The sequence below is a fragment of the Saccharopolyspora sp. ID03-671 genome, from assembly GCF_045278815.1.
Classification (GTDB): domain Bacteria; phylum Actinomycetota; class Actinomycetes; order Mycobacteriales; family Pseudonocardiaceae; genus Saccharopolyspora; species Saccharopolyspora ipomoeae.
The window spans coordinates 4,090,646-4,114,079 of the sequence record NZ_CP134054.1 but is presented as its reverse complement, the minus strand read 5'-3'; the positions used below and the strand labels follow the sequence as shown (position 1 = coordinate 4,114,079).

The window sequence follows — 23,434 nt, the reverse complement described above, 5'->3', positions numbered from 1 at the left end:
CCGCCCGCGATGAACGTCCCGAAGAAGCGCAACCCCCGGCTCGCCGCCGGCCGCGCCCGGGCGATGGGGATGCCGACGCGCGGCACCACCAACCCCAACCGGCTGCGCCGCGTCGACCGCTGGATCGCCGCCACCCCGCAGGTCGCCCGCGCCGTCCGCACCGCCGTGGAACCCGTGGTCATCGACCTCGGCTACGGCGCCACCCCGACCACCACCGTCGAGCTCGCGCAGCGGCTCTCCGGGCTGCACCCGCGCCTGCGGGTGGTGGGCCTGGAGATCGACCCGGAGCGGGTGGCGGCGGGCAAGGTCGTCGCCGATCCGCCCCGGCTGGAGTTCCGGCGCGGCGGGTTCGAGCTCGCGGGCCTCGCCGCGGGCGTCCGCGGCTTCCCCGGTCCCGCGCTGATCCGCGCGCTCAACGTGCTGCGCCAGTACACCGAGCCGGAGGCGTGGAAGGCGTGGGACGAGCTGTGCTCGCGGCTCGCCCCGACCGGGCTGCTGGTGGAGGGCACCTGCGACGAGATCGGCCGCCGCTGCTGCTGGGTCATGCTCACCCGCGAGGGCCCGCGCACGCTCACGCTGGCCTGCCTCCCCTCCGCCATCGACAAGCCCTCCGATCTGGCCGAGCGGCTGCCGAAGACGCTGATCCACCGCAACGTCCCCGGCGAGCGGATCCACGCGCTGCTCGGCGAACTCGACTCGTGCTGGGCGACGGCCGCCCCGCTGGCCACCTTCGGTCCCCGCGCCCGCTGGGCCCACGCCGTCCGCCTCCTCGCGGAGCGGTGGCCGGTCCTCGACCGGCACCCCCGCTGGCGCCTCGGAGAACTCACCGTCCCCTGGTCCTCCGTCGCCCCCTGACCTCGGTCCTGGGGGAAGTTTTCATGAAAACTTCCCCGTCCCCCTCCGGGGCAGGAGACGGCCTGGGGACGGGAGAGCCCTTCTCACCTGCATCGGAACGGGATCTCCTCTCGGCTCTCGAACGTGACCCTGCTTCGCAGGGGTCCGACAGTTCTCATGAGAACTGCGCCGTCTCGGACACGACGGGAGCGGGCGTTTCCCCGCGAGCGGGGTAGCGCTTTTAATGGGGGCATGGATCGCGACTTCCACCTCAAGGCGTTTCAGGAGCAGGCGGACGCTTTCCGGCGTGCGGTCCTGCAAGCCGGTCCGGACGCCCCGGTCTCGACCTGCCCGGGCTGGGACGTCCGGCGGATGACCGGGCACCTCGCGCGCGTCTACGCGCGGGTGCGGGCATCGCTGCGGTCGGGCCCGGGCGACGCGCGCCCGGACGTTCCCGACGCCCCAGCGGATTTCGACGCGCTGCTGTCCTGGTGGGACGAGCTCCGCGGCGAACTCGTCTCCGATCTGTCCACGATGGACCCGGGTCGGCGGGTGTGGGCGTTCTTCGACGACGCGACCCCGACCGGCTGGGCGCGGCGGGTCGCGCACGAGACCGCGATCCACCGGCTCGACGCCGAACTCGCCCTCGGGCAGGCGCACGACCTGGTCTTCGACCCGGAGCTGGCGGCCGACGGCATCGACGAGATGCTCACCGTCCTGCTGCCGCTGGGCGACTGGAGCGCGGGCGAGCACGACGGCACCGTGCTCTACCACGCGGCCGACGCGGGACGGGCCTGGCTGGTGACCTACCGCCCCGGCGAACGCCCCGAGACCGGCGCTCCCGCGGGCGCCGGGCTGGAGACCGGCGCGACCGTCGCGGGCACGGCCGACGCGGTGTACCGACGGGTGTGGGGACGGCCCAGTTCCGCTTCGGTCACCGGCGACACCGCGCTGGCCGGTGTGGCGGCCGGACGCTGAAGGAACCCAACCGACCTGCGACAATCTTGGTCGTGAGCTCTTCCGAACGTCGCTTCGTCATCACCCTCGGCTGTCCCGACCGGACCGGGATCGTCGCCGCCGTCTCCGGCTTCCTGGCCGAGCACGGCGGATGGATCGTCGAGGCCGGTCACCACACCGACACCACGACCGGCTGGTTCTTCACCCGGCAGGAGGTGCGCGCGGATTCGCTGCCGTTCGGCATCGAGGAGCTGCGCGAGCGCTTCGGCGCCGTGGCGGGCGAGCTCAGCGACCGGGCCGAGTGGCGGATCTGGGACACCGCCGAGCGCCGCCGCGTCGTGGTGCTGGTGTCCAAGGAGGCCCACTGCCTGCACGACCTGCTCGGCCGGGTCGGTTCCGGGGAGCTGGACGTCGAGCTGTGCGCGGTGATCGGCAACCACCCGGAGCTGGGGCCGATCACCGAGGCGCACGGCATCCCGTTCCACCACGTGCCCTTCAGCAAGGACCCGGAGACCAAGGCGGCCGCGTTCGAGCAGGTCCGGGAGCTGGCCGAGCAGCACGACCCGGACGCGATCGTGCTCGCCCGGTTCATGCAGGTGCTGCCGCCGGAGCTGTGCGAGCGGTGGGCGGGCAAGGCGATCAACATCCACCACAGCTTCCTGCCGTCGTTCGCCGGTGCCCGGCCGTACCACCAGGCCTACGAGCGCGGCGTGAAGCTGATCGGCGCGACCTGCCACTACGTGACGGCGGAGCTGGACGCGGGCCCGATCATCGAGCAGGGCGTGATCCGCATCGATCACACCGACGACGTCGCGGACATGGTCCGCAAGGGACGCGACATCGAGAAGATGGTGCTCTCCCGGGGTCTGCGCTCCCACGTCGAGGACCGCGTCCTGGTCCACGGCAAGCGCACCGTCGTGTTCTGAGCGTCACCAGTGGACAGTTTCTCCTCGAATCACCCATGATCAATGTCCGTTTTGCCCGGACAATTCGAGGAAAAACCGTCCCCTGGTGCGGAACGCGCCTCCCAGGACCTCCGCTCAGCGGGCGAGGTCTTCGAGGACTTCGGCGTGCGGGAGCTCCGGGAGCACGTCGGCCGGGGTGATGATCTTGCTGCGGCGGAGGCCGCTGCCGACGACGACCGCGCCGGCCTCGACCACGCGGGGATCGACGAGGATCGGCCAGCCCTCGGGCAGGCCGAACGGGGTGATGCCGCCGTACTCCATGCCGGTGAGCATCACCGCCTCGTCCATCGCGGCGAACGAGGCCTTGCGGACGTCGAGACGGCGCTTCACCACGCCGTTGACGTCGGCGCGGGTGGTGGCCAGCACGACGCAGGCCGCGCGGCGGACCTCGCCGGCGCGCTTGCCCGCCACCACCACGCAGTTCGCCGAGAGCTCCAGCGGCGAGCCGTACTTCTCGCAGAACGCGGCGGTGTCGGCCAGATCCGGGTCGATCTCGGCTACGCCGATCCGGTCGTCGCCGAGCCCGCGCACGGACTCGGCGACCGGGTCGGCGAGCAGGTCGAGGCGCTCCAGCGCCGTGGTGACTTCCAGCGTTCCCGCCGCCGCGGACCCATCGAAACCCATGCCCGCACGATAGAACGCTCAGCGCAGGAAACCCGTCAGCAGGTCCCGCAGCAGCTTGCGGTGGGTGAGCATCGGCGCCTGGGACTCCAGCAGCTCCAGCCGGGCGTCGCCGAACGCGGCGGCGGTGGCCTTCGCCGCCGAGGCGGGGTGCATCGGATCGCTGGTGGCGCCGATGACCAGGACCTCGGCCGACGCCCGCGACAGCGCGCTCGCGTCGGCGACCGGGACCTGCTCCGGCAGCTCGCGCAGCGCCTCGGCGAGCCGGGACAGCGCGGCGGCCCGCTGCGCCAGGTGATCGCCGACCTCGACGCCGGGCGGGATCTCGGCGGCCAGCGCCTCCCGCAGGCTCGCGCCCTCGTCGTCGGCGGCGATCGCGGCGGCCAACCGCTCGTAGGCCCAGGCCGCTGCGGGTTCCCGGGGCCGGTCCAGCGCGGCCGGGAGCAGCAGCGCCAGGCGCTGGAAGCGATCGGGGTGCTCGGCGGCGATGCGGGTCAGCGCGCCTGCGCCGAGCGAGACGCCGACCGCCTGCGTCGCACCGACCTCGTCGGCGACGGCGAGCACGTCGGCGGCCACCGAGGCGTAGTTCCAGTACCCGGCCGGGGCGTCGGGCGCGGAGCCGTGCCCAGGCAGGGTGATCACCACCCGGGTGCCGCGCAGGCCGGACGCGGGGATGCGCGCCTCGCCCTCGGTCGCGCCGAGTCCGTGCGCGACCAGCGTCACCGGCGCACCGCTGCCCAGCGCCCGCCAGCGAGCGCGCACTACCAGGACCGCCCCTGGACTTCCTTCACCTTCGGCCGCACGTCGACGATGTAGACCAGCGCGGCGACCAGCCCGGCGATCCAGATGATCCCGTAGGGCCCGCGCGTGTCGACGATCAGCAGCAGCGCGGCGGCGCCGGTGATCCCCATCCAGGCCAGCTTGTTCAACTTGTCCGCGGCCGTGAAGGCATCCGCGCGCTGCAGCGCGGCGTGCACGAACGCGAACACACCGACCGGGATGCACACGATCCAGATGACCGTCAGGATCCACCAGTACAGCGGCATTCCGCTCGAAAAACCCACGTGCCCACCTTACGTGCCGGGTGCCGTCGTGGGCACCCGCCTCCGGCAGCAACCGGTCCCGGCACCCGTCGGGTACCGGGACCGGCGCTCGCGGCGATCAGTCGTCGGCGGCGGCCTTGGCGCTCGTCGACTTCTTGGCGGGGGTCGCCTTGGTGGTCGTCGCCTTCGGCGCCGGGGTGGCCTTGGCCGCAGCCGGCTTGGCGGCGGGCTTGGTCTCGGCCGGCTTCTCGGCGGTCTCGGCCTTCGGCTCCTCGGCCTTCCCGGAGTCGGCCTTGTCGGATTCGGTCTCCGGCTCCGCGTCCTCCTTGACCAAGGTGCGGGTGACCTTGCCGAGCACGTCGTCGGCCAGGCCGCGCACGTCGCCGACGGTGTCCTCGACCTTGCCCTGGGCGGTGCCGACCTGCTCGCGGACCTTCTTCACCTGCGTGGAGTCCTGCAGCTTCTTGAAGGTCTCCTCGCCGTGCTCGGAGAGCTGCTCGTAGAACTTCTTGGCGGACTCGCCGTAGGTCTCGAGCTGCTTGCGCACCTCGGACGGGTCGAGCTTGGCCTTGAACTCGCTGAAGTCCTTGGGCAGCTCGGACTTGGCCGACTCGGTGCGCTCGGCGACCTGGTTGCGGAACTTGGTGACGGCGTCCAGCACGGCCTGCGCGGCCAGGTCACCGGCGCCCAGCGCCGCCAGCAGCGGGGTCCGGGCCTGGTCGACGCCCTCCTTGAAGGCCTTGTTGACGTCGTCGGTCTTGGGGAAAGCCGGCATCGCGGTTCACTCCTCGGGTTGGTGGGTGTCCCCGTCGCTGTCCCCGTCCTCCGCGGCGTCCTGCTCGCGCCGGAACGAGGAGTAGATGTCCAGAAGCACTTGTTTCTGCCGCTCGCTGAGCTCCGGATCGGCGAGGATCGCGTCGATCACGGGCCCGGACTCGCGGCTCTCCAGGATTCCGGCCTGCACGTAGAGCGCCTCGGCGGAGATCCGCAGCCCCTTGGCGATCTGCTGGAGGATCTCCGCGCTCGGCTTGCGCAGCCCGCGTTCCACCTGGCTCAGATACGGGTTGGACACTCCGGCGAGCTTCGCCAGCTGCCGCAACGAGATCTGGGCGTTGTTGCGTTGGGTCCGGATGTAGCCACCGAGGTCGCTGACCGCCTGGTTCACGGCCTTGGGGACGGCTTTGTCCACGCGTTCCATCGGGCACCTCTCCGGTTTCGACATCCACCATAGCCCCGAGTGCTAGCTCTTGCAAGCACCCAGCTAACACCCTGCTAGCGCTCGGCCGGGAACCCTACTGACTTGCGCACATGCAGAAGGGATGACCTTCGGGATCGGCGTAAACCCGAAATCTCGCGTCGCGCTGATCGGCCGGCTGCGGGAGCTGAACCGCCCCGGCGGCGATCGCCCGCTCGTGCCCCTCGTCGAGCGTGCCCACCCGGACGTCGAGGTGCGCCATCTGCGGCACCTCCGGGCTCGGCCAGGTCGAGGGCTTGTGGTGCGGGTCGAGCTGGAACGCCAGCGGCGCACCGCCGGACGGGTCGGCGAGTTCCACCCACCGATCGCCGGACTCCTCCTCGTCGATCCGCCATCCCAGCAAGCGGCCGTAGAACTCGGCGAGCCGGCGCGGGTCGGCGCAGTCGATCGCGTACGCGGCGAGCGTCAACGCACTCATCGCACTTCTCCTCAGCTGTGTCGGAGCTAACTAACCACCAATGAGCAGAATGCAGGTTACAAGTGTCGGCCGCAACCCCCTACTGGCTTACGATGGTGTCCGTGAACAGCAGAGCTGTCGCTCCGGAAGTGGACCGCGCGTCTGTGCTGGAGGCGGTCGGACTCGACTTCGACCACGACATCGAGCTAGTCCTGGCCTTCCTCAACACCTGCGACGCCGAGAAGGGCACCGAAGTCCTCGACGAGCACGCCCATTGGCAGCGGTGGTGCACCGAACGCGGCCTGGTCGTGGTCCCCGAAGTCGAAGCGGCCCGCGAGATCCGCGACACCATGCGGTCGTCGGTGGCCTGCGGAACCCGCCCCACCGGCTTGGCGAACACGACCTGGCCCGTGCAGGTGCAGCTGCGCAACGGCATCCCCTCGCTGGTCGGCGTGGACGCGCTGGGCAGCGTGCTCGTCGCCGCCACCCGACTCGTGCACACCGAGCACTGGGAACGCATCAAGATCTGCCCGGCCGAGGACTGCCTGTGGGCGTTCTACGACCGCTCCCGCAACAGATCCCGCACCTGGTGCTCGATGCGAGTCTGCGGCAACCGGGAGAAGGCCCGTTCCTGGCGCGAGAGACACACTCCCGCCTGAACAAAGCGATCGTCGTCACCTCGCTCAGCGGTGCGGGTTGCCCGGGTGGTGGAGGAGAACGCGGCTCCGCCGCATGCCGCGAAGACCTAGATCAGCAGCTCCGAGATCGCGTAGATCGCCAGACCCGCCAGGGCGCCCACGACGGTGCCGTTGATGCGGATGAACTGCAGGTCCCTGCCGACCTGGAGCTCGATCTTGCGCGAGGTCTCCTGGGCGTCCCAGCGCTCCACCGTGTCGGTGATCAGCGTGGTCAGCTCGTCCCGGTAGTTCGACACGACGTAGGTCGCGGCGCCCTCCAGCCAGCCGTCGACCTTCTCCCGCAGCTCGGGCTCGGCGTGCAGCCGGGCCCCGAGCGAGCGGAGGCCGTCGCGGACCCGCACGCGCAGCTCGCTGGACGGGTCCTCGGCGGCGTCGAGCAGCATCTTCTTGGCCGTGCCCCAGGCCGAGGACACCAGGTTCTGCACCTCCGGGTGCTCCAGCACCTGGTGCTTGATCTGCTCGGCCTTGGCCATCGTCTTCTCGTCGTGCTGCAGGTCGTGGGCGAACTCGACCAGGAAGCGATCCACGGCCTGGCGCATCGGGTGCTCCGAATCGGTGCGCACCGCCCACGCGAAGGACAGGACCTCGGCGTAGATCTTGTCCGCGAGCATCGCGTCGACGAACTTCGGCGACCACGAGGGCGCGCGCTGGCTGACCACCCGCAGCACGGTCTCGTGGTTGTCGCGCACCCAGTCGTAGGCGCGGTCGCAAACCAGGTCGACCAGCTTGTGGTGCGATCCGTCGCTGAACACCTGGCCCAGGATCCGGCCCAGCGGCGGCCCCCACTGCTGGTCGACGAGCTTGCGCACCACGCCGTGCTCGATGATCGCCTGCACGTCGTCGTCCCGGAGCACCTGCACGGCACCCCGCACCGCCGTGGCCAGCTCCGACGTGACCCGCTCGGCGTGATCGTCGTCGTCGAGCCAGACCCCGATGCGGCGGCTGATCCCGGCGCTGCGCAGCTTGTCCCGCACCACGTTCTCGGCCAGGAAGTTCGTGCCGACGAAGTCGCCGAGGCTGCGGCCGATGGTGTCCTTGCGGGTCGGGATGATCGCCGTGTGCGGGATCGGCAGCCCCAGCGGCCGCCGGAACAGCGCCGTCACCGCGAACCAGTCCGCCAGCGCACCGACCATGCCCGCTTCCGCCGCGGCCCGGACGTAGCCCACCCAGGCCCCGGCCCCCGCGTTCTCCTGCCACCGCGCGAAGAAGTAGACCGCCGTCGCCACCAGCAGGAACGCGGTGGCCACCGCCTTCATCCGCCGCAGGCTCCGGCGCTTGTCCGAGTCGGGGACCGTCGTGGGTTGCACTCCACGATTGTGGCAGCGTTTTCGGGCAAGCCGGGGCGAACACGACGACGTGAGCCCCGACACGGCGCCCGGCCCCACCCATCGGGGGCCTTAAAACGCTGGTCACGCGGGTTGTTCGGTGTATTAGGCTCCGCAAGCGTGCGCACTCCTGCTTTGACCTCGCGTCTCCAGCCGTTCACGTCCACGATCTTCGCGGAGATCACCGAGCTGGCCCGCCGCACCGGCGCGGTCAACCTCGGCCAGGGCTTCCCGGACACCGACGGCCCGGAGAGCATGCTGCGCGTCGCGCGGGACGCCATCGCCAACGGCGTGAACCAGTACCCGCCGGGCGCCGGTGAGCCCGAGCTGCGCGCGGCCATCAGCGAGCACCGCGCCCGCTACGGCACCACCTACGACCCGGCCGACCAGGTGCTGGTCACCGTCGGCGCCACCGAGGCCCTGACCGCGACGATGATGGCGCTGGTCGAGCCCGGCGAGGAGGTCGTGCTCGTCGAGCCGTACTACGACTCCTACCCCGTCGCCGTCGCGATGGCCGGTGGCGTGCGCAAGACCGTCGGCCTGCGCCAGGGCCCCGACCACCGCTTCGAGCTCGACCTCGACCAGCTGCGATCGGTCGTCGGACCGCAGACCCGCGCGCTGGTCCTCAACTCGCCGCACAACCCCACCGGCACCGTGTTCACCGATGCCGAGCTGGCCGCGATCGCCCAGGTCTGCCGGGACAACGACGTCATCGCCGTCACCGACGAGGTCTACGAGCACCTCCTGTTCGACGGCCGCGAGCACCACCCGCTGGCGAGCCTGCCCGGCATGGCCGAGCGCACCGTGTCGATCTCCAGCGTCGGCAAGAGCTTCAGCGCCACCGGCTGGAAGATCGGCTGGGTCTGCGGACCCGCCGAGCTGGTCGCGGCGGTCCGGGCCGCCAAGCAGTTCATGACCTTCGTCGGCGGTGCCCCGTTCCAGCCGGCGGTCGCCCACGCCCTGCGGCACGAGCTGCCCTGGGTCGACTCCCTGCGCACCGACCTGCAGCGCAAGCGCGACCGGCTGGCCGAAGGACTCGGTGAAGCCGGTTTCGACGTGCTCGACAGCGAAGGCACCTACTTCATCTGCACCGACGTCCGCCCGCTCGGCTACACCGACGGCGCCGAGTTCTGCCGCTCGCTGCCCGAACGCGTCGGCGTCGCCGCCATCCCCGTCCAGGTCTTCTGCGACAACCCCGACGACTTCAAGCACCTGGTCCGCTTCGCCTTCTGCAAGAAGGACGAAGTCCTCGACGAGGGAATCCGGCGGTTGCACAAGCTCCGGTAGCGAGACGGGTCTCAACCACCTCCGTAGCCGATGCAGATGAAGCCCGCTTCTCCGTGCTGCGCTTGGGCTTTCGCGAGGGCTGCTGCTGGTGGCAGACCCGCGTCGAGGGCCTCGTGCAGGGTCAGCATGACTTCCACGGTGCGCTCGTCCGGAACCGGGACGACGCTCGCGATCACCGTGGCGGTGCCGCGTTCGAGCAGCGTGGCGGTCAGCCCGCTGAGCTGATCGCCCCTGCTGATCGCGGACTTGCCGACGTCGCAGGCCGAGAGCACGACCGTGGTGGGGCTCCGGTGCAGGCCGTCGAGGTCGTGGGCGTAGAGCGGCCCGTCGACCAGATCCAGGCAGGACAGCAGCGGCTGGTCGGCGCGAAAATGACCGTGCGCGGCCAGATGCGCCACCGCTGCTCCGTCCACTGCGGACAGGACCTGGTCGGTCCGCGCCTGATCACCGGCGAGCAGCCGTCCACCACCTCGCCGCTGCAAGGTCGTGACCTCGCGCTCGGCGTGGTCCAGCGCGGGCCCGGCGACCCACACCCGCTCCCCGGCGGGATCGGCCGCGCGAGCCCGGGCCGCGCCACCCAGCCAGCAGCGGATGGACGGGCTCACCGTGACCGCGTTCCCGCCGCACGCCGGCAGCACCGACCACGGCAGCAGGTGCAACCGCCCGGTCGGCACCACGACCAGATCGCGCCCCCGCTCCAGCTCGGCCAGCACCGGGGACAGCAGCTGCGACTGGAGTTCCGCCGCTGCCACGCTGATCCCGTGCTCGAACATCGGCGCCGCGCGCGACGCCACCCCGCACGCCTGGCGCGAGAGCAGGTGCCGGAGCCGGAGCGCCTGCGCTTCGGCGGCCGATTCCGGACCGAGCGCGTGCAACCCGAACTCACCGTCCACGATGGACACCGCGAACAGGTTGCCGCGCTCGGAGAACAGGCTCAGCAGCACGGCCTCCCCGAGCTCGGCGCTGATCTCGTCGGCCTCGGCCGGGGCCCGCAGCCGGTCGGTGCGTCCCTGGACGAGCATCGCCCGGCGCCGCACCCGCTCTTCCATGTCGGCGACGGTTCTCATGCCGCGCTGCGGGTCGGCGGACCGCTGCGCGTCGAGCACCGCGCCCCGCAGCCGCACCAGGGCGTCGTTGAGCGCCGGATCCGTCGGCGGGAGCAGCGAACGCCGGTGCAGCGCGCTGCTGGCTCGGGAGCGCTCCGTCCAGCGCAGCACCAGCTGCGGGTCGCCGACGCGCAGCGCGGCCCGCACCGCGACCTCGCCGAGCTCGTCGGCGAGCCCCAGCGCGTGCACCCGCATCTCGAAGGCGGCCATGTCCACGGCCTGACCGTCGACCGCGCGCAGGCCCGCGCGGCAGGACCGCAGCAGCCGCGCGGTGTTGCCGTCCTGCTCGGCAAGCAGCGCGTCCGCCAACCACCCGATCGCCCGCAACTGCGGTGGCACGGCGTCGCTTTCGCGCAGCCGGGAGCAACGGCGGAGCAGCTTGCGCGCCACCGAGTGCAGTCCCGCGCGCTGCGCGGTCTTCCCGGCGGTCAGCCGCAGCTCCGCCGCCGTGGCCCGCCACCCGAACTCCTCGCAGGCCGAGGCCGCGCGGCGCGCAGCCGACACGGCGCAGCGCGTGCTCTGCCCGGTTCGCAGCTTGGCCTGCCACACGATCGCCGCGGCCAGCGCCGCCCAGGCCGGCCGCTTCTGCGTCCGGAACAGCCGACGCGCCGCGCTCGCGGCCTCGACCGCGGCCGCCGGGTCGCCGTCGCGCAGCGCGCACCCGGCCAGCGCCAGCCGGGTCTCGGCGAGCCTGCCCTGCTTCCCGGTGGCGGACAGCCGCCGGGCCGCCTGCTCCATGACCGCGCGGGCCTGCTGCGTCAGCCCCGCCGCCGCCAGCGCCTCACCCCGGTCGACCAGCGCTTCGGGGTTGGCCCGGACGTCGAGCCCGGCGGCCTCGGCCTCCTCGAACAGCCGCAGCGCCCGGGGCAGGTCCCCGGCCCGGAACGCCACGCAGCCCCGGTTGTGCCGGCACCCCGCCGCCCGCGCGCCCCGGCCGTCGGCGGCGAAGATCCGCTCGGCGTCGGCCAGGTCCTGCTCGGCCTCCTCCAGCCGGTTGGTGTAGAGGTTGGCCAGGCCGCGACCGAGCAGCGCGTTCGCCCGCCAGCGCCGGTCCCCGTCGAGGTGGGCCAGCGCGCTGGTCAGCCGCAGCCGCGCGTCCCGGTGATGACCGCGCTGGCAGTGCAGCAGCCCCCGCAGGCAGGTCGCCCGGGGCCGGTCGTCGGCGGGCAGGTGCGGCTCGGCCGCGGCCAGGTTCGCCCAGCTCGCCCCGGTGTCGCCGCGCTCCAGCTCGATCCAGGCCAGCGTCAGCTGCAGCTGCGCGGACCGCTTGGCCCACCGCCCGCGCTGGGCGGTGGACAGCCCGAGCCGCACGTGCCCGCGCGCCTGCTCGACCATGCCGAGCTCGACCGAGGCCAGCGCCGCGATGTGCCGGGCGAGCACCCGCAGCTCTCCCTCCGGTGCCGCACCCGCCAGCAGCCGCTCGGCCTCGCGCAGCGCGTCCCTCGGCACGGCCGTCGCCTCCTCGCGCCAGCGCAGCGCGTCCGCGATCGCCTCCGGCGGTGTCACCGCCGCCGCGGCGCTCAACAGACCAGCCAATCCGCGAAGGCGGGCTCGGCCCGCTCCGGCCGGTAGACCACGCTCAGCGGTCCGCGCGGCACGTCGGTCACCTGGAACGCGCCGTGCCGGTCCAGCTCGCCGCTGCGCTCACCCGCGGGGTGGCGCAGCACGATCTCGCCGGTCGGCGAAGCCTGCCCGGCCTTGTTGAGCACCAGCCCGGAGACCGTGACCAGCCCGCTCGCGGCGGGCACCAGGTCCATCTCCAGCACGCGCCCGGGCATCGCGAAGGTCAGCACCCGGTTCTGCGGTCCTCCGGTGCGCACCCCGACGCGCTCGTCCGCCGAGTCGCCGACGAGCTTGAGCTCGCCCCGGTCGCGACCGCTCGTGCGCATCGCGACCGCCGCGTACGAACCGGCCAGGACCCGTTCCGGGACCGGATCCTCGGTCTGGAACAGCTCGCGCAGCTTGCGCAGTTCCGCTGGAATCCGCTGGTTCATCCCGCCACCTCCTCGGGCAGTTCGGCGCCGAGCAGCCGCTTGCGCAGCTCGGCCAGGCACCGGCTCTTCTTCGGGCCGATCGTTCCTCTGGGTATCCCCAAGGCCTCGCTGACCTGGGCGTAGCTGGCCTCCGGCGTGACCGCCAGGACGCGCAGCAGCTGCTGGCACCGCTGTGGCAGGCCACCGAACGCCTGCGCCAGGCGGGAGGCGGAGACCATCCGCATCACCAGGTTCTCGGCGGGCTCGGAACGCTCGGAACCGTCCAGGTGATCGGTGTCCAGCCCGATCGGCGCCTCCCGCGACCGGGCCCGGCGCAACCGGATCGCCTCCCGCCTCGCGGTGGTCACCAGCCAGCCCGGCAGCTTCTCCGGCTCCCGCAACCGATCCAGGTTCTCCGCCAGCGACAGCCAGGTGGCCTGGCAGACGTCCTCGGCGTCGGCGGTGTTGCCGGCGAACGCGCGCGAAACACCCCAGATCACCGGCGTGTACAGGTCCACCAGTTCCCGCCACGCCTGTTCGTCCCCGGACGCCGCCCGACTCAGCAGCACCGCAGCCGGACCGGCTTCCCCGACCTCGTACACGACCAGCACCTCCGGAGCTCGGCGTTGTCTTCTTTCCCACCGAGTAAGAGGAGGAAGGGGGCCTCAAAGATTCAGTTCGAGCCGGATACCCCACGATCGAGTCAAGAATTGCCCGCCGGAATCACTCCACCGCAGCAGTTTCGGGCACCGCACCGGCCTCGGGCGCCACATCGGTCTCGGGCACCGCGGCCGGGTAGATGTGCGCGACGGCCGCGCGAGCCCGCTCGGGATCGCGGTCGGCCTGCAGCGCGGTGGCGATCACGGCGGCGACGCGGGGCGCGGCGAACGACGTCCCGCTCCAGCGCGCGTAGCCGAAGCTGCGGCCGCCTCCGGCCCGCATCCGGACGAAGCAGCTGCGCACGTCCACGCCGGGAGCCGCCGCGTCGACCCAGTCGCCGCTGTTGGAGAACTCCGCGATCCGGCCGTCGGGCCCGGTCGCGGCCACGCCCACCACCTCGGGCAGCGCGGCGGGCCAGAACGGTCGGGTCCGGCCGTGGTTGCCCGCGGCGGCCACGACGACGGCCGGGGCCATCTCCCGCAGCTCGGCCGCCAGGATCTCCGGGCACTCGTCGTCTGCGGTGTGGCAGCCGGAGGTCAGCACCACCACGTCGACCGGAACGCCCCGCTGCTCCGCCGAACGCCGCAGCGCGCGCAGCCCGGTGGCGACGGTGAGGTCGTCGGTGAAGCCCAGCGAGGACAGCACGCGCTGCGGCCGGATGACCGCGCCGGGCGCGTGCTGGAGCACGACACCGCTGACGAAGGTGCCGTGCCCCGCCTGCCGGTCCTGCCCCGAGTCGTCGTCCGCGTCGAGCACCTCCGGCGCCGCGACGAACCCCGGGCGGCCGGTGAACCAGGGGTGCGGATCGCAGCCGGTGTCCAGGACTCCCACGACCACGGGCGGTTCCCATTGGGCCGCAGGCGGTTCCGGAACCGGTGGGATGAATTCCGCTTCGGCGCCGGTCCCGAACATCACCGGTGTGCCGAACATGACCGGGCTGCCCACGTGCACGTTGTTCACCGACACACCGGAGGTGTCGCGGGCGAGCTCCACGCAGTGATCGCGTTCCGCATCGCGCAGCCGGATGCGGGCCAGCAGCAGCTCCTCGTCGTGGTGCACCCGGTCGATCCACCGGCGGTAGCGGTCCAGAACGGGATCCAGCGATTCCGCCGGAGCCAGCAGTTCACCCCGCCTGACCAGGCATTCCGAGTCGCCGCCCGCATCGTGCAGCACCATCTCGTGCCCGTAGGACGTCCAGATGCGATGGAGTTCGGCCAGCCCCAGGCCGCCGCGCTGTTGCTCGTGATCCACAGCGGACACTCTGCATGTTTCGGGCGAAGTCCACAGCGGACGAGACCCTTTCGGGGAACGGGCCACTCCGTCGCGACAACGTTTGGCCCCTTCCGGAGTCCCCCGAATGCATGGAGAATGCTGGCCCAACTGTCGTGATCGTCGCTCCGGGTGGTCCGAAATCGCCCCCTGGAGTGGTTGAATGTCAACCGGAGGCGCCGACCCCGGCGCAGCCGTTGCCCCGCCGCGCTCGAACCGCGCGAATCTGACGGACATTGGCGGTGATCACCGTGAAGGGAATCTGCGCAGCGCGCGGTCCCCGTTCGCGGACCGCCGCGTTCCTGGTGCGGATCTCGTTGTTCAGCGGCGTGTGCCTCGGGGTGCTCGTCGGTGGTGCGACCGCGGCCTCGGCCGCCGAGCACGCGCACGCCGACAAGCCCAGCGCCACGCAGTCCGCCTCCTCATCCGACTCGGCGACGGGGTCCGGCTCGGCGAAGGGGCCGGACACGACGAAGGGGTCCGACTCGAAGGACTCCAGCAGCTCGGGCTCGGACTCGACGGCATCGGATTCGAAGGGGTCGAGCAGCTCGGGCTCCGAGAAGCCGTCGAAGCCCGACGTGCAGGACCCCGGTTCGAAGCCGGACACGTCCGGCGTCGAACCCGCGAAGCCCGAGAAGGTCCAGCCCGAGAAGGCCGAACCCGCGAAGCCCGAGAAGGTCCAGCCGAGCAAGCCCGAGGTCCCGGACCCGGCCGAACCCGCGGCCGGCAACTCCGAGGACGACGGCCGACGCTCCGAGCAAGCCGAGACGAACTCCTCGTCGAACGCCGACGCCGCGTCCGAGAAGGGCCAGGGCTCGTCGGCCCAGGTCTCCCACGCGCGCCACACCACGCCTGCGGCCGCCCACGGCCAGCCGCAGGGGACGACTCCCGAGCTGATCAGCGAGCCGATCACGCACGAATCGGCGGCAGCGACCGGCACGAGCACCGCCCGCGACGACGCGCAGCCCCGGGCGCCCGACGAGGCCCCGGCACCGGACGTGGAGCGGCAGAGCGATTCGAGCCCGGCGGCGCCCGCGCCCTGCTCACCACCTGCCAGTTCGCTGACCTCCGCGAACACCGGCTGCATCGGTGGCCTGCGCAGCGCACACGCCATCCTGCCCGGATCACCCGATCTTTCCGACACCGCCGCCGCGCTGGTGGCGCAACGCGACATCGGCCCGGACATCAACACCCGATCGGCCGAAACCACGGCGTCGCCCGACTAACAGCGGCCGATCCGGCCTGCATGAAACCGCATCTGCGGTGACTCTGGTGTCAACACCACCCGATGGACTCCGATCCGGACGCCTGCGCCCGGCCGGATCGGACCGGGGCGCCATCAGCCTGCCCGGCAGCGTCGCTGAAGAACATCGCTGATTAAGCGTCTCTGACCTGCTGGAAGAACAGGACTGGGCCCTGGCCCCGGTGCCGCTAATGCCCCAGCGGCACCGGGGCGGCGCCCCACAGGTCGAACCGCCCGTCGGCACGTCGAGGGGCCGTGCCGACGGGCGGCCGGCAACTTCTCATCGGTGGGATCCGCACGAAATCCGCACGGGACTTCGCCCGGCATCCCACCCGGCGCAGTCCTGAAGCTCGCTACGAGGGGTGTGAGCTTCAGGCGATGGGAACGGTGAGCGGGTTCGGTGCCGGCCCCGGCCGCACCGAACCCGCTGCCGCCGCGAGCCGCTGGATCGCCTCGACCAGCCGCTCGCCGGGCAGCGTGTAGGGAACCCGGATCCAGCGCTCCAGCGATCCGTTCACCGAGAACCGCGCCCCCGGAGCGAGTCTCACCGAGTGCGCCTCGGCCGCCACGGCCAGCCTGCTGGCGATGGGTTCGCCGACGTCGCACCACAGCGACAGACCGCCGTCGGGAATCCGGTACCGCCACTCCGGCAGGTGCTCGCGCAACGCCGCGACCAGCACGTCCAGCCGCTCCCGGGTTTCGGCCCGCCGCCGGGCGAGCACGGGTTCGGCGTCGTCGAGCAGCTCGGCGAGCACCAGCTGCTCCAGCACCGGGGTGCCCAGGTCGGTCGCGGCACGACCGAGCACCAGCCGCTGGACGAACTCCTCCCCGGCCCGCACCCAGCCGAGCCGCAATCCTCCCCAGAACGACTTGCCCGCCGAACCGATGGTGATGACCCGGTCGGTGAAGCTCGCCATCGGTGGGGGCGCCTGCCGCCCGGTGAGATCGATGTCCAGCAGCGTCTCGTCGATCACCGCGTTGGTGCAGGTCCGGGCGAGCGCCCGCGCCAACCGCTCGCGGCCTCCGGCATCCAGCCGCACGCCGGTCGGGTTGTGGAAGTCGGGGATCAGGTAGGCCAGCCGCGGCGCGGTCTGGCGCAGCGTCGCGGCGAGCAGCTCCAGGTCCCAGCCGTCGCCGGTCATCGGCACGGCCACCGGTGTGGCCCCGAGCCCGCGCAGCGCCTCGATCGCGTTCGGGTAGGTCGGGTGCTCGACCAGGACGCGCTCACCGGGGGAGACCAGCGCGCGCAGGACCAGCGCGAACGCGTGCTGAGCGCCGTTGGTGATCATGATCTGCTCGGGGTTGGTGGGCAGTCCGCGCGCGGTGTAGCGCTCGGCGACGCGGGCGCGCAGCGCGGGCAGCCCGTGCGGCTGGTAGCCGTGGTCGCCGATCTGCTCCGCGAGCCGCACCTGCGCGCGCTCCACGGCCCCGCGCAGCTCCGGCGGAGCGCCGGGCGTGGCCTGGGCCAGGTTGATCACGCCCGGATCGTTGGAGGGGAACCAGCCGCCGTGCATCTCGCTGCCGCGCCGTGAGTCCGGCAGCTTCACCCACGATCCCGCGCCGCGCCGGCTCGCCGCGAAACCGTCCTCGCGCAGTCGTTCCAGCGCTCGGGCGACGAGGGTGCGGCTCACGTCGAGGGACGCGGCGAGCTCCCGCTCGGCGGGCAGCCGGGTGCCGGGAGGGAGCCGACCGTCGAGCACCAGCTGGCGGACGCCGTCGGCGAGCAGCTGCGAGGACGGGCGAGCGCCCTGGTGCCAGAACCCGAGGAGGTCGAGGAGCTTCTGGCCGTGGATGTGCGCACCGGGAGTCGGCAACATGAGTCCAGAATAGCCAGATTGGATATCGAGTTTAAGTCCAATTCACGGCTATTACTGGGTCATGGCCTCAGCAACGGTTCCCGTGGATCTCTCACCGCTGTCGATGCGATTCCGCCCCCTCGCCCGGTTCGCGCAGCTCATCGGCGGGCTGCTGCTCTACGGGGCGAGCCTGGCGCTGATGGTGCGCGGCGACCTGGGCCTGTCGCCGTGGAGCGTGCTCGACCAGGGCATCGCCGAGCGGCTGGGCGCGAGCATGGGCACGGCCAGCGCCGTGGTGGGCGTGGCGGTCCTGCTGTGCTGGCTGCCGCTGCGGGAGCGTCCGGGCGTGGGCACGGTCGCCAACGTGCTGCTGATCGCCGTCGCCGTGGACGCCACGCTCGCCGCGCTGCCTCCGGTGCAGGCGCTCGCGATGCGGGTCCCGCTGCTGGTCACCGGGGTCGTGCTCAACGCGCTGGCGACCGCCACCTACGTCGGCGCCCGCCTCGGCCCGGGACCGCGCGACGGTCTGATGACGGGACTGCACGCGCGGACCGGGTGGTCGATGCGAGCGGTGCGAACGTCCATCGAGGTCTGCGTGCTCGCCGCGGGCTGGCTGCTCGGCGGCACGGCCGGCCTGGGAACCGTGCTGTACGCGGCGGCGATCGGCCCTCTCACGCAGGCATGTCTGCAATTCACCGCCGTGCGGGTGAAAAAAGATCTCTTCCCCTAGAGACATCTTGGATACCACGCAGTAGCATTGACGCCGTCCACCTGACCCCCAGGGGTGGACCTTGACGCCCCCGCACTCCCGGTAACCCCCAGGCCGGTTGAGCGCGGGGGCGTCGCTATTCCTAGATCGCGTTGAATGTGGACGAGGTCCCCTCCACCTCCACCGGCGCCCGCAGCGACCTGAGCGCCCAAGGTGGACAGCACCGTCCCCACCTCCACCGCACCTTGACCACGACGTTGTCATCATCCACAGAGGTCCCCCTCGTCCCCGCGACCCGAACCTAACCGCACCCACCGACAACCCGCCCCGGGTCGAAACCGGGGTTCTCGTCGGGGCGATGAGTTCCGGGGTTGGCGGAGGTCTACCTGGGGAGTCGTCGAGCGGGAGGTGCGGCATGACGCAGCGAGGGCCCGTGGTGGGGCCGGAGTTGGTGGGGTTGTTGGAGCGGAGCTTCGCGGTGACGCGGGCCGTGCTGGCGGCCGTGCCACCGGAGCGGTGGGGCGCGGGGACGCCGTGCGACGGGTGGAACGCCGGGCAGCTCGGCGGACATCTCGTCGGGGGCGCGACCTACTTCGGGAGGTGTGCGGCCGGGCTGGCGCCGGAGCTGCCGACCGAGGAGCCCCGCCCGTTGGGCGACGAGGTGGTGGCCGACTTCGACGAGGCCACCCGGCTCAACGTGGAGGCGTTCGGCCGGGACGGTGTCCTCAGCGAGGAGCTGCCGTTCGCGTTCGGCCCGACGCCGGGTTGGGTGATCGCCAACATCAGCTTGTCCGAGACCGTGCTCCACAGCTGGGACCTGGCCCGGGCCACCGGTCTGCCGTACTCCCCGGACGAGAGCTCGGTCGACGCCGTCCTCCGGTTCCAGCGGCAGAGCGGGGAGGAGGAGCTGCGCGCCGACGGGATGTTCGGCCCGGCGATGCCCGTGCCTCCGGGGGCGGGCCCGTTCGAGGAGCTGCTGGCGTTCACCGGGCGGAAGCCCTGAACCGTCGGGACGAAACGGACGCGATCGTCGGTGCTTCGTGGCAGGATTCCGCTGGTGAGCAAGCCGCAGCAGGGGCTCCGAGCGGGAGCCCTGCCGGGCACGTCGAACGGGAGCCGCTATGCACGTCGCCGACAGCCATGACCTGATCCGCGTGCACGGGGCGCGCGTCAACAACCTCGCGGACGTCAGCGTCGAGATCCCCAAGCGCCGGTTGACGGTGTTCACCGGCGTGTCCGGATCGGGCAAGAGCTCGCTGGTCTTCGGCACGATCGCCGCCGAATCGCAGCGGATGATCAACGAGACGTACAGCGCGTTCCTGCAGGGCTTCATGCCGACGCTGGCGCGCCCCGACGTCGACGTGCTCGACGGCCTGACCACGGCGATCATCGTCGACCAGGAGCGGATGGGCGCCGACCCGCGCTCGACGGTCGGCACCGCCACCGACGCCAACGCGATGCTGCGCATCCTGTTCAGCCGCGTCGGCGAGCCGCACATCGGTTCACCGCAGGCGTTCTCGTTCAACGTCGCCTCGGTCAGCGGCGCGGGCGCGGTCACCCTGGAGCGCGGGGGGATGAAGGTGAAGGAGCGCCGCGAGTTCAGCGTCACCGGCGGCATGTGCCCGAGGTGCGAGGGACGCGGCAGCGTGTCCGACTTCGACCTCACCCAGCTCTACGACGAATCGAAGTCGCTGCGCGAGGGCGCGCTGACGATCCCCGGCTACACGATGGAGGGCTGGTACGGGCGGATCTACATGGGTTCGGGGTTCCTCGACCCGGACAAGCCGATCCGCGAGTACACCAAGAAGGAGCTGTTCAACCTCCTGCACAAGGAGGCCACCCGGATCAAGGTCGAGGGCGTCAACGTCACCTACGAGGGGCTGATCCCGCGCATCCAGAAGTCGATGCTGTCCAAGGACCGCGAGGGGATGCAGCCGCACATCCGCGCGTTCGTGGACCGGGCGATCACCTTCGACACCTGCCCGGAGTGCGAGGGCACGCGGCTGAACGAGGGCGCGCGGTCGTCGAAGATCGCCGGGATCAGCATCGCCGACGCGTGCCGGATGCAGATCAGCGACCTCGCCGAGTGGGTCGGCGGCCTGGACGAGCCGTCGGTGGCTCCGCTGCTCGGCAAGCTCCGGCACACCCTCGACTCGTTCGTCGAGATCGGCCTCGGCTACCTGTCGCTGGACCGCCCCGCCGGAACGCTGTCGGGTGGTGAAGCGCAGCGCACCAAGATGATCCGGCACCTCGGCTCGTCGCTGACCGACGTGACCTACGTGTTCGACGAGCCCACGATCGGGCTGCACCCGCACGACATCCAGCGGATGAACGACCTGCTGCTGCGGCTGCGCGACAAGGGCAACACGGTGCTGGTCGTCGAGCACAAGCCGGAGACGATCGCCATCGCCGACCACGTCGTCGACCTGGGTCCGGGCGCGGGCACCGACGGCGGTGCGGTGTGCTTCGAGGGCGACGTGGCGGGCCTGCGCGCGAGCGACACCGTCACCGGGAAGCACTTCGACGACCGCGCCTCGCTGAAATCGCAGTTCAGGAAGGCCGTGGGAGCGCTGGAGATCCGCGGGGCCAACGCCAACAACCTGCGCGACGTCGACGTCGACGTGCCGCTGGGCGTGCTGTGCGTGGTCACCGGGGTGGCGGGTTCGGGCAAGAGCTCGCTGATCCACGGATCGCTGCCCGCGGAGGAGGGCGTGGTGGCCATCGACCAGAGCGGCATCCGAGGGTCGCGGCGCAGCAACCCCGCGACATACACCGGCCTGCTCGACCCGATCCGCAAGGCCTTCGCCAAGGCCAACGGCGTGAAACCGGCCCTGTTCAGCGCGAACTCGGAGGGCGCCTGCCCGACCTGCAACGGCGCCGGGGTCGTCTACACCGATCTGGGGATCATGGACACCGTCGCCACGACCTGCGAGGAGTGCGAGGGCAAGCGGTTCAACGCCGACGTGCTGGAGTACACCTTCGGCGGCCGCGACATCAGCGAGGTGCTGGACCTGTCGGTCGCCCAGGCCGAGGAGTTCTTCGGTTCCGGTGAGGCCCGCACGCCGGCCGCGTACAAGATCCTGGAGCGCATGGACCAGGTCGGGCTCGGCTACCTGCGGCTCGGCCAGCCGCTGACGACGCTGTCCGGTGGTGAGCGGCAGCGCCTCAAGCTGGCCACGCGCATGGGGGACAAGGGCGGCGTCTACGTCCTCGACGAGCCCACCACGGGCCTGCACCTGGCCGACGTGCAGCAGCTGCTGGGCCTGCTGGACCGGCTCGTGGACTCGGGCAAGTCGGTGATCGTCATCGAGCACCACCAGGCGGTCATGGCGCACGCGGACTGGATCATCGACCTCGGTCCCGGTGCCGGTCACGACGGCGGTCAGGTGGTCTTCGAGGGAACCCCGGCCGACCTCGTCGCGTCCGGCAGGACCCTCACCGCGAAGCACCTGGCCGACTACGTCGCCTAGCGGTCGGGGCAGGGCTTCTGGCTCGGGTTGCCGCAGGGAGTGGTCTCGGCGCCGATCAGGAGCGCGCGGGCCGGATCGCCGGTGAGGTACTCCTGGAACCGGGTGAGCAGCGGGTCGTCCTCGGACTTGCGGGTGTAGAGGTACTCCACCGCCCAGAACGGGTAGCCGTCCTTGCCCGGGTCCTTGCCGTCCAGGGGCACGATCGTCAGCGCCCGGGCCTCGGCGACGGTCCTGGCGGCGTGCACGTCGGCGAACCCGATCGCGCCGGGCGTCGTCTCGACGCGGTTGAGCACTGCAGCGGTGTTCGGCGACCAGCAGCGCACGGGCGGGCCGTCCGGTGCGAGGACGTGGCTGTCGCAGGGCAGCGTCGGCGCGGTGATGTCGCCCTTGATGACCTCGTTCTCGAACACCTTCCGGGTGCCGGACAGATCGGTGCGGTCGACGATCTTGACCGGACCCGGCGCGCCGCCGACCTGGCTCCAGTCCGTCAGCTCCCCGGAGAAGATGGCGCGGAGATCGTCGGAGGTCAGGCCCGGGACGTCGGTCTCGCTGTTGACGACGACGGCGAAGGTGACGACGGCGATCGGCCGCTGCTGGAAGTCGCCGCGATCGGCCGGGCCGTCGGAGAACACCCCGACCACGGGCGATCCCGCGTCGCGGCCGAGCAGTCCCAGTCCGTCGATGCTGCCGGTGTCGGAGGTGCTGATGGTCGCGCCGTCGCAGTCCTTCTCGTACTGCTCGGCCACCCGGTCGACGACCGGCATGACGGCGCTGGACCCGGCGATCTGGATGGAGCCGCTCGCGCAGTGGTCGGGTTCGGCGGAGACGGCGGTGTGGATCGAGGTCGCGATCAGCGCACCGGCGAGCAGCAGGCTCAGCCCGGTCGCCACCGCGGCCCCGGTGAAGCGGGGTTTGGTCTTCTCGTCGCGGATCCAGCCGTTCTCGATCCGGCCGTCTGCCAGCACCGTCTTGGTCGTCTCGCCGCCGGAGCGGTCGTCGGGCTCCTGCAGGACCACGACGAGCTTGAACTTCTCCCGCCTCTTGAGCGCCAGCTGCCCCACCCGCACGCCGTGCCACTGCGGGCCGAGCTCGGTCGCACCGGCTTCGATCGTGGTCGACATGCGGCTGCGCAGCCACGTCCGCACGGCGCCCAGGTCGCCGGAGTCGCCGGGAGCGGGTCGGCGGGGCGCGGTGTCCTCGGTGAAGAACGCGAGGTTGGCCCGAGCCGCCGCGCGCAGTTCGGGGGTGCTCGCCTCGGAGATCCGCGCGTCCCACACGACGCGCTTGCCGAAGGTGAACGAGAGGGGGAGGTCGTAGTCGCGCTTCTCGATGTCGTAGCTGCCGACGTTGCGGATGCGGATGATGACCACGCTCATCCGGTTGGCCATGTCGGTGAGGTGCCGCAGCCGCGGATCCGCCTCGGAGGACAGCTCGTCGTGCCTGGACAGCGGGTCGAGGCCGATCTTCGAGTTGTACAGGACGCGGTAGTCGATGCGCTTGCGCCGGATCACCAACCGGTCCGCGAGCGGCGCGGCGAGCATGAGCGCCGCGGCCAACGCGATCCACCCCGGGGTACCGAGCTCGGCGACGATGCCGACCAGACCCGCCCACAGGTTGGCCATTGCCCTCTCCCATCAGCGCTGGTCAGCACAGCGTAGGGCCGATTCGCGGCGGTTCGGGGGCCGAGATGATCGCTGTTCACGCCGAGTTCATCTCCCGGCCCGCCGGGAAACCCGGTGGCACGGCCCGCTTTCCGCGCCGAGCGACCGGTGGTCCGGTTCGAGCGGACGTCGCCAGGGGACGGTTTTTCCTCGAATCATCCGGAC

Annotated in this window: 23 protein-coding genes; 9 read left to right on the top strand and 14 right to left on the bottom strand. The window is 71.7% G+C overall.

Annotated elements, in window-relative coordinates:
• Window positions 1–9 precede the first annotated feature (9 nt).
• From REH65_RS18940 to purU, 3 genes are all read left to right on the top strand, one after another.
• A complete protein-coding gene (locus REH65_RS18940; RefSeq protein ID WP_406688517.1) occupies window positions 10–855 on the top strand; it encodes a class I SAM-dependent methyltransferase in 846 nt (281 codons plus the stop codon).
• A 231-nt stretch (window positions 856–1,086) separates the two neighbouring features.
• Window positions 1,087–1,812 (top strand): maleylpyruvate isomerase family mycothiol-dependent enzyme, encoded by a 726-nt coding sequence (locus REH65_RS18935; RefSeq protein ID WP_406688516.1) that lies wholly within the window; start codon window positions 1,087–1,089, stop codon window positions 1,810–1,812.
• Window positions 1,813–1,844: 32 nt separating this feature from the next.
• Entirely contained in the window at window positions 1,845–2,717 is an 873-nt protein-coding gene (gene purU / locus REH65_RS18930; RefSeq protein ID WP_281457453.1) for a formyltetrahydrofolate deformylase, read from the top strand.
• Between the two features lie 114 nt (window positions 2,718–2,831).
• Here the strand turns inward: purU and REH65_RS18925 are convergent, their stop codons facing one another.
• From REH65_RS18925 to REH65_RS18900, 6 genes are all read right to left on the bottom strand, one after another.
• Window positions 2,832–3,380, bottom strand: coding sequence for a YbaK/EbsC family protein (locus REH65_RS18925; RefSeq protein WP_281457452.1), 549 nt, complete (start codon window positions 3,378–3,380; stop codon window positions 2,832–2,834).
• 18 nt (window positions 3,381–3,398) lie between these two features.
• On the bottom strand, window positions 3,399–4,139 hold the full coding sequence (locus REH65_RS18920; protein WP_406688515.1) for an alpha/beta fold hydrolase: 741 nt from the start codon (window positions 4,137–4,139) through the stop codon (window positions 3,399–3,401).
• A complete protein-coding gene (locus tag REH65_RS18915; RefSeq protein ID WP_281457506.1) occupies window positions 4,139–4,423 on the bottom strand; it encodes a DUF2516 family protein in 285 nt (94 codons plus the stop codon). The genes REH65_RS18920 and REH65_RS18915 overlap by 1 nt, the downstream gene beginning before the upstream one ends.
• 115 nt (window positions 4,424–4,538) lie before the next feature.
• Window positions 4,539–5,195 (bottom strand): hypothetical protein, encoded by a 657-nt coding sequence (locus tag REH65_RS18910; RefSeq protein ID WP_406688514.1) that lies wholly within the window; start codon window positions 5,193–5,195, stop codon window positions 4,539–4,541.
• Window positions 5,196–5,201: 6 nt separating this feature from the next.
• Window positions 5,202–5,618 (bottom strand): helix-turn-helix transcriptional regulator, encoded by a 417-nt coding sequence (locus REH65_RS18905; protein ID WP_281457449.1) that lies wholly within the window; start codon window positions 5,616–5,618, stop codon window positions 5,202–5,204.
• Window positions 5,619–5,712: 94 nt separating this feature from the next.
• On the bottom strand, window positions 5,713–6,093 hold the full coding sequence (locus tag REH65_RS18900; RefSeq protein ID WP_406688513.1) for a VOC family protein: 381 nt from the start codon (window positions 6,091–6,093) through the stop codon (window positions 5,713–5,715).
• A 92-nt stretch (window positions 6,094–6,185) separates the two neighbouring features.
• Between REH65_RS18900 and REH65_RS18895 the strand changes: the two genes are divergently transcribed.
• On the top strand, window positions 6,186–6,731 hold the full coding sequence (locus REH65_RS18895; protein ID WP_281457447.1) for a CGNR zinc finger domain-containing protein: 546 nt from the start codon (window positions 6,186–6,188) through the stop codon (window positions 6,729–6,731).
• 86 nt (window positions 6,732–6,817) lie between these two features.
• Here REH65_RS18895 and REH65_RS18890 read toward each other — a convergent pair whose 3' ends face one another.
• Window positions 6,818–8,026, bottom strand: a complete 1,209-nt coding sequence (locus tag REH65_RS18890; protein WP_281457505.1) for a DUF445 domain-containing protein — start codon at window positions 8,024–8,026, stop codon at window positions 6,818–6,820.
• A 189-nt stretch (window positions 8,027–8,215) separates the two neighbouring features.
• On the opposite strand from REH65_RS18890, the gene REH65_RS18885 reads away from it, so the two are divergent.
• On the top strand, window positions 8,216–9,382 hold the full coding sequence (locus REH65_RS18885; protein WP_406688512.1) for a pyridoxal phosphate-dependent aminotransferase: 1,167 nt from the start codon (window positions 8,216–8,218) through the stop codon (window positions 9,380–9,382).
• An 11-nt stretch (window positions 9,383–9,393) separates the two neighbouring features.
• On the opposite strand, the gene REH65_RS18880 is transcribed toward REH65_RS18885, so the two are convergent.
• The 5 genes from REH65_RS18880 to REH65_RS18860 all read right to left on the bottom strand — a co-directional run bounded on the left by REH65_RS18880 (window position 9,394) and on the right by REH65_RS18860 (window position 14,997).
• The gene (locus tag REH65_RS18880) at window positions 9,394–12,012 is read right to left on the bottom strand and encodes a CHAT domain-containing protein (RefSeq protein ID WP_406688511.1); all 2,619 of its coding nucleotides are present in this window, start codon (window positions 12,010–12,012) and stop codon (window positions 9,394–9,396) included.
• Entirely contained in the window at window positions 12,009–12,482 is a 474-nt protein-coding gene (locus tag REH65_RS18875; protein WP_406688510.1) for a hypothetical protein, read from the bottom strand. The genes REH65_RS18880 and REH65_RS18875 overlap by 4 nt, the downstream gene beginning before the upstream one ends.
• Window positions 12,479–13,063, bottom strand: a complete 585-nt coding sequence (locus tag REH65_RS18870) for a sigma-70 family RNA polymerase sigma factor (RefSeq protein WP_281457443.1) — start codon at window positions 13,061–13,063, stop codon at window positions 12,479–12,481. The genes REH65_RS18875 and REH65_RS18870 overlap by 4 nt, the downstream gene beginning before the upstream one ends.
• 121 nt (window positions 13,064–13,184) lie before the next feature.
• Complete coding sequence (locus REH65_RS18865) at window positions 13,185–14,372, bottom strand: S8 family peptidase (RefSeq protein WP_406688509.1); 1,188 nt, start codon at window positions 14,370–14,372, stop codon at window positions 13,185–13,187.
• 184 nt (window positions 14,373–14,556) lie between these two features.
• Complete coding sequence (locus REH65_RS18860; RefSeq protein ID WP_406688508.1) at window positions 14,557–14,997, bottom strand: hypothetical protein; 441 nt, start codon at window positions 14,995–14,997, stop codon at window positions 14,557–14,559.
• Between REH65_RS18860 and REH65_RS18855 the strand changes: the two genes are divergently transcribed.
• Window positions 14,969–15,616, top strand: coding sequence for a hypothetical protein (locus REH65_RS18855; RefSeq protein WP_406688507.1), 648 nt, complete (start codon window positions 14,969–14,971; stop codon window positions 15,614–15,616). The genes REH65_RS18860 and REH65_RS18855 overlap by 29 nt on opposite strands.
• Window positions 15,617–16,004: 388 nt before the next feature.
• Here REH65_RS18855 and REH65_RS18850 read toward each other — a convergent pair whose 3' ends face one another.
• Complete coding sequence (locus REH65_RS18850; RefSeq protein ID WP_406688506.1) at window positions 16,005–17,450, bottom strand: PLP-dependent aminotransferase family protein; 1,446 nt, start codon at window positions 17,448–17,450, stop codon at window positions 16,005–16,007.
• A gap of 61 nt (window positions 17,451–17,511) precedes the next feature.
• Here REH65_RS18850 and REH65_RS18845 point away from each other — a divergent pair, with 61 nt between their 5' ends.
• The 3 genes from REH65_RS18845 (at window position 17,512) to REH65_RS18835 (ending at window position 21,608) form a co-directional block, all read left to right on the top strand.
• Complete coding sequence (locus REH65_RS18845; RefSeq protein ID WP_281457439.1) at window positions 17,512–18,159, top strand: hypothetical protein; 648 nt, start codon at window positions 17,512–17,514, stop codon at window positions 18,157–18,159.
• A gap of 394 nt (window positions 18,160–18,553) precedes the next feature.
• Complete coding sequence (locus REH65_RS18840) at window positions 18,554–19,141, top strand: TIGR03086 family metal-binding protein (RefSeq protein ID WP_406688505.1); 588 nt, start codon at window positions 18,554–18,556, stop codon at window positions 19,139–19,141.
• 118 nt (window positions 19,142–19,259) lie between these two features.
• Window positions 19,260–21,608 carry an ATP-binding cassette domain-containing protein gene (locus tag REH65_RS18835; RefSeq protein WP_406688504.1) on the top strand — a complete coding sequence of 783 codons (2,349 nt, stop codon included), beginning with the start codon at window positions 19,260–19,262 and terminating at the stop codon, window positions 21,606–21,608.
• Here the strand turns inward: REH65_RS18835 and REH65_RS18830 are convergent.
• Complete coding sequence (locus REH65_RS18830) at window positions 21,605–23,230, bottom strand: substrate-binding domain-containing protein (RefSeq protein ID WP_406688503.1); 1,626 nt, start codon at window positions 23,228–23,230, stop codon at window positions 21,605–21,607. The two genes, REH65_RS18835 and REH65_RS18830, sit on opposite strands and share 4 nt — an antisense overlap.
• Window positions 23,231–23,434 lie beyond the last annotated feature (204 nt).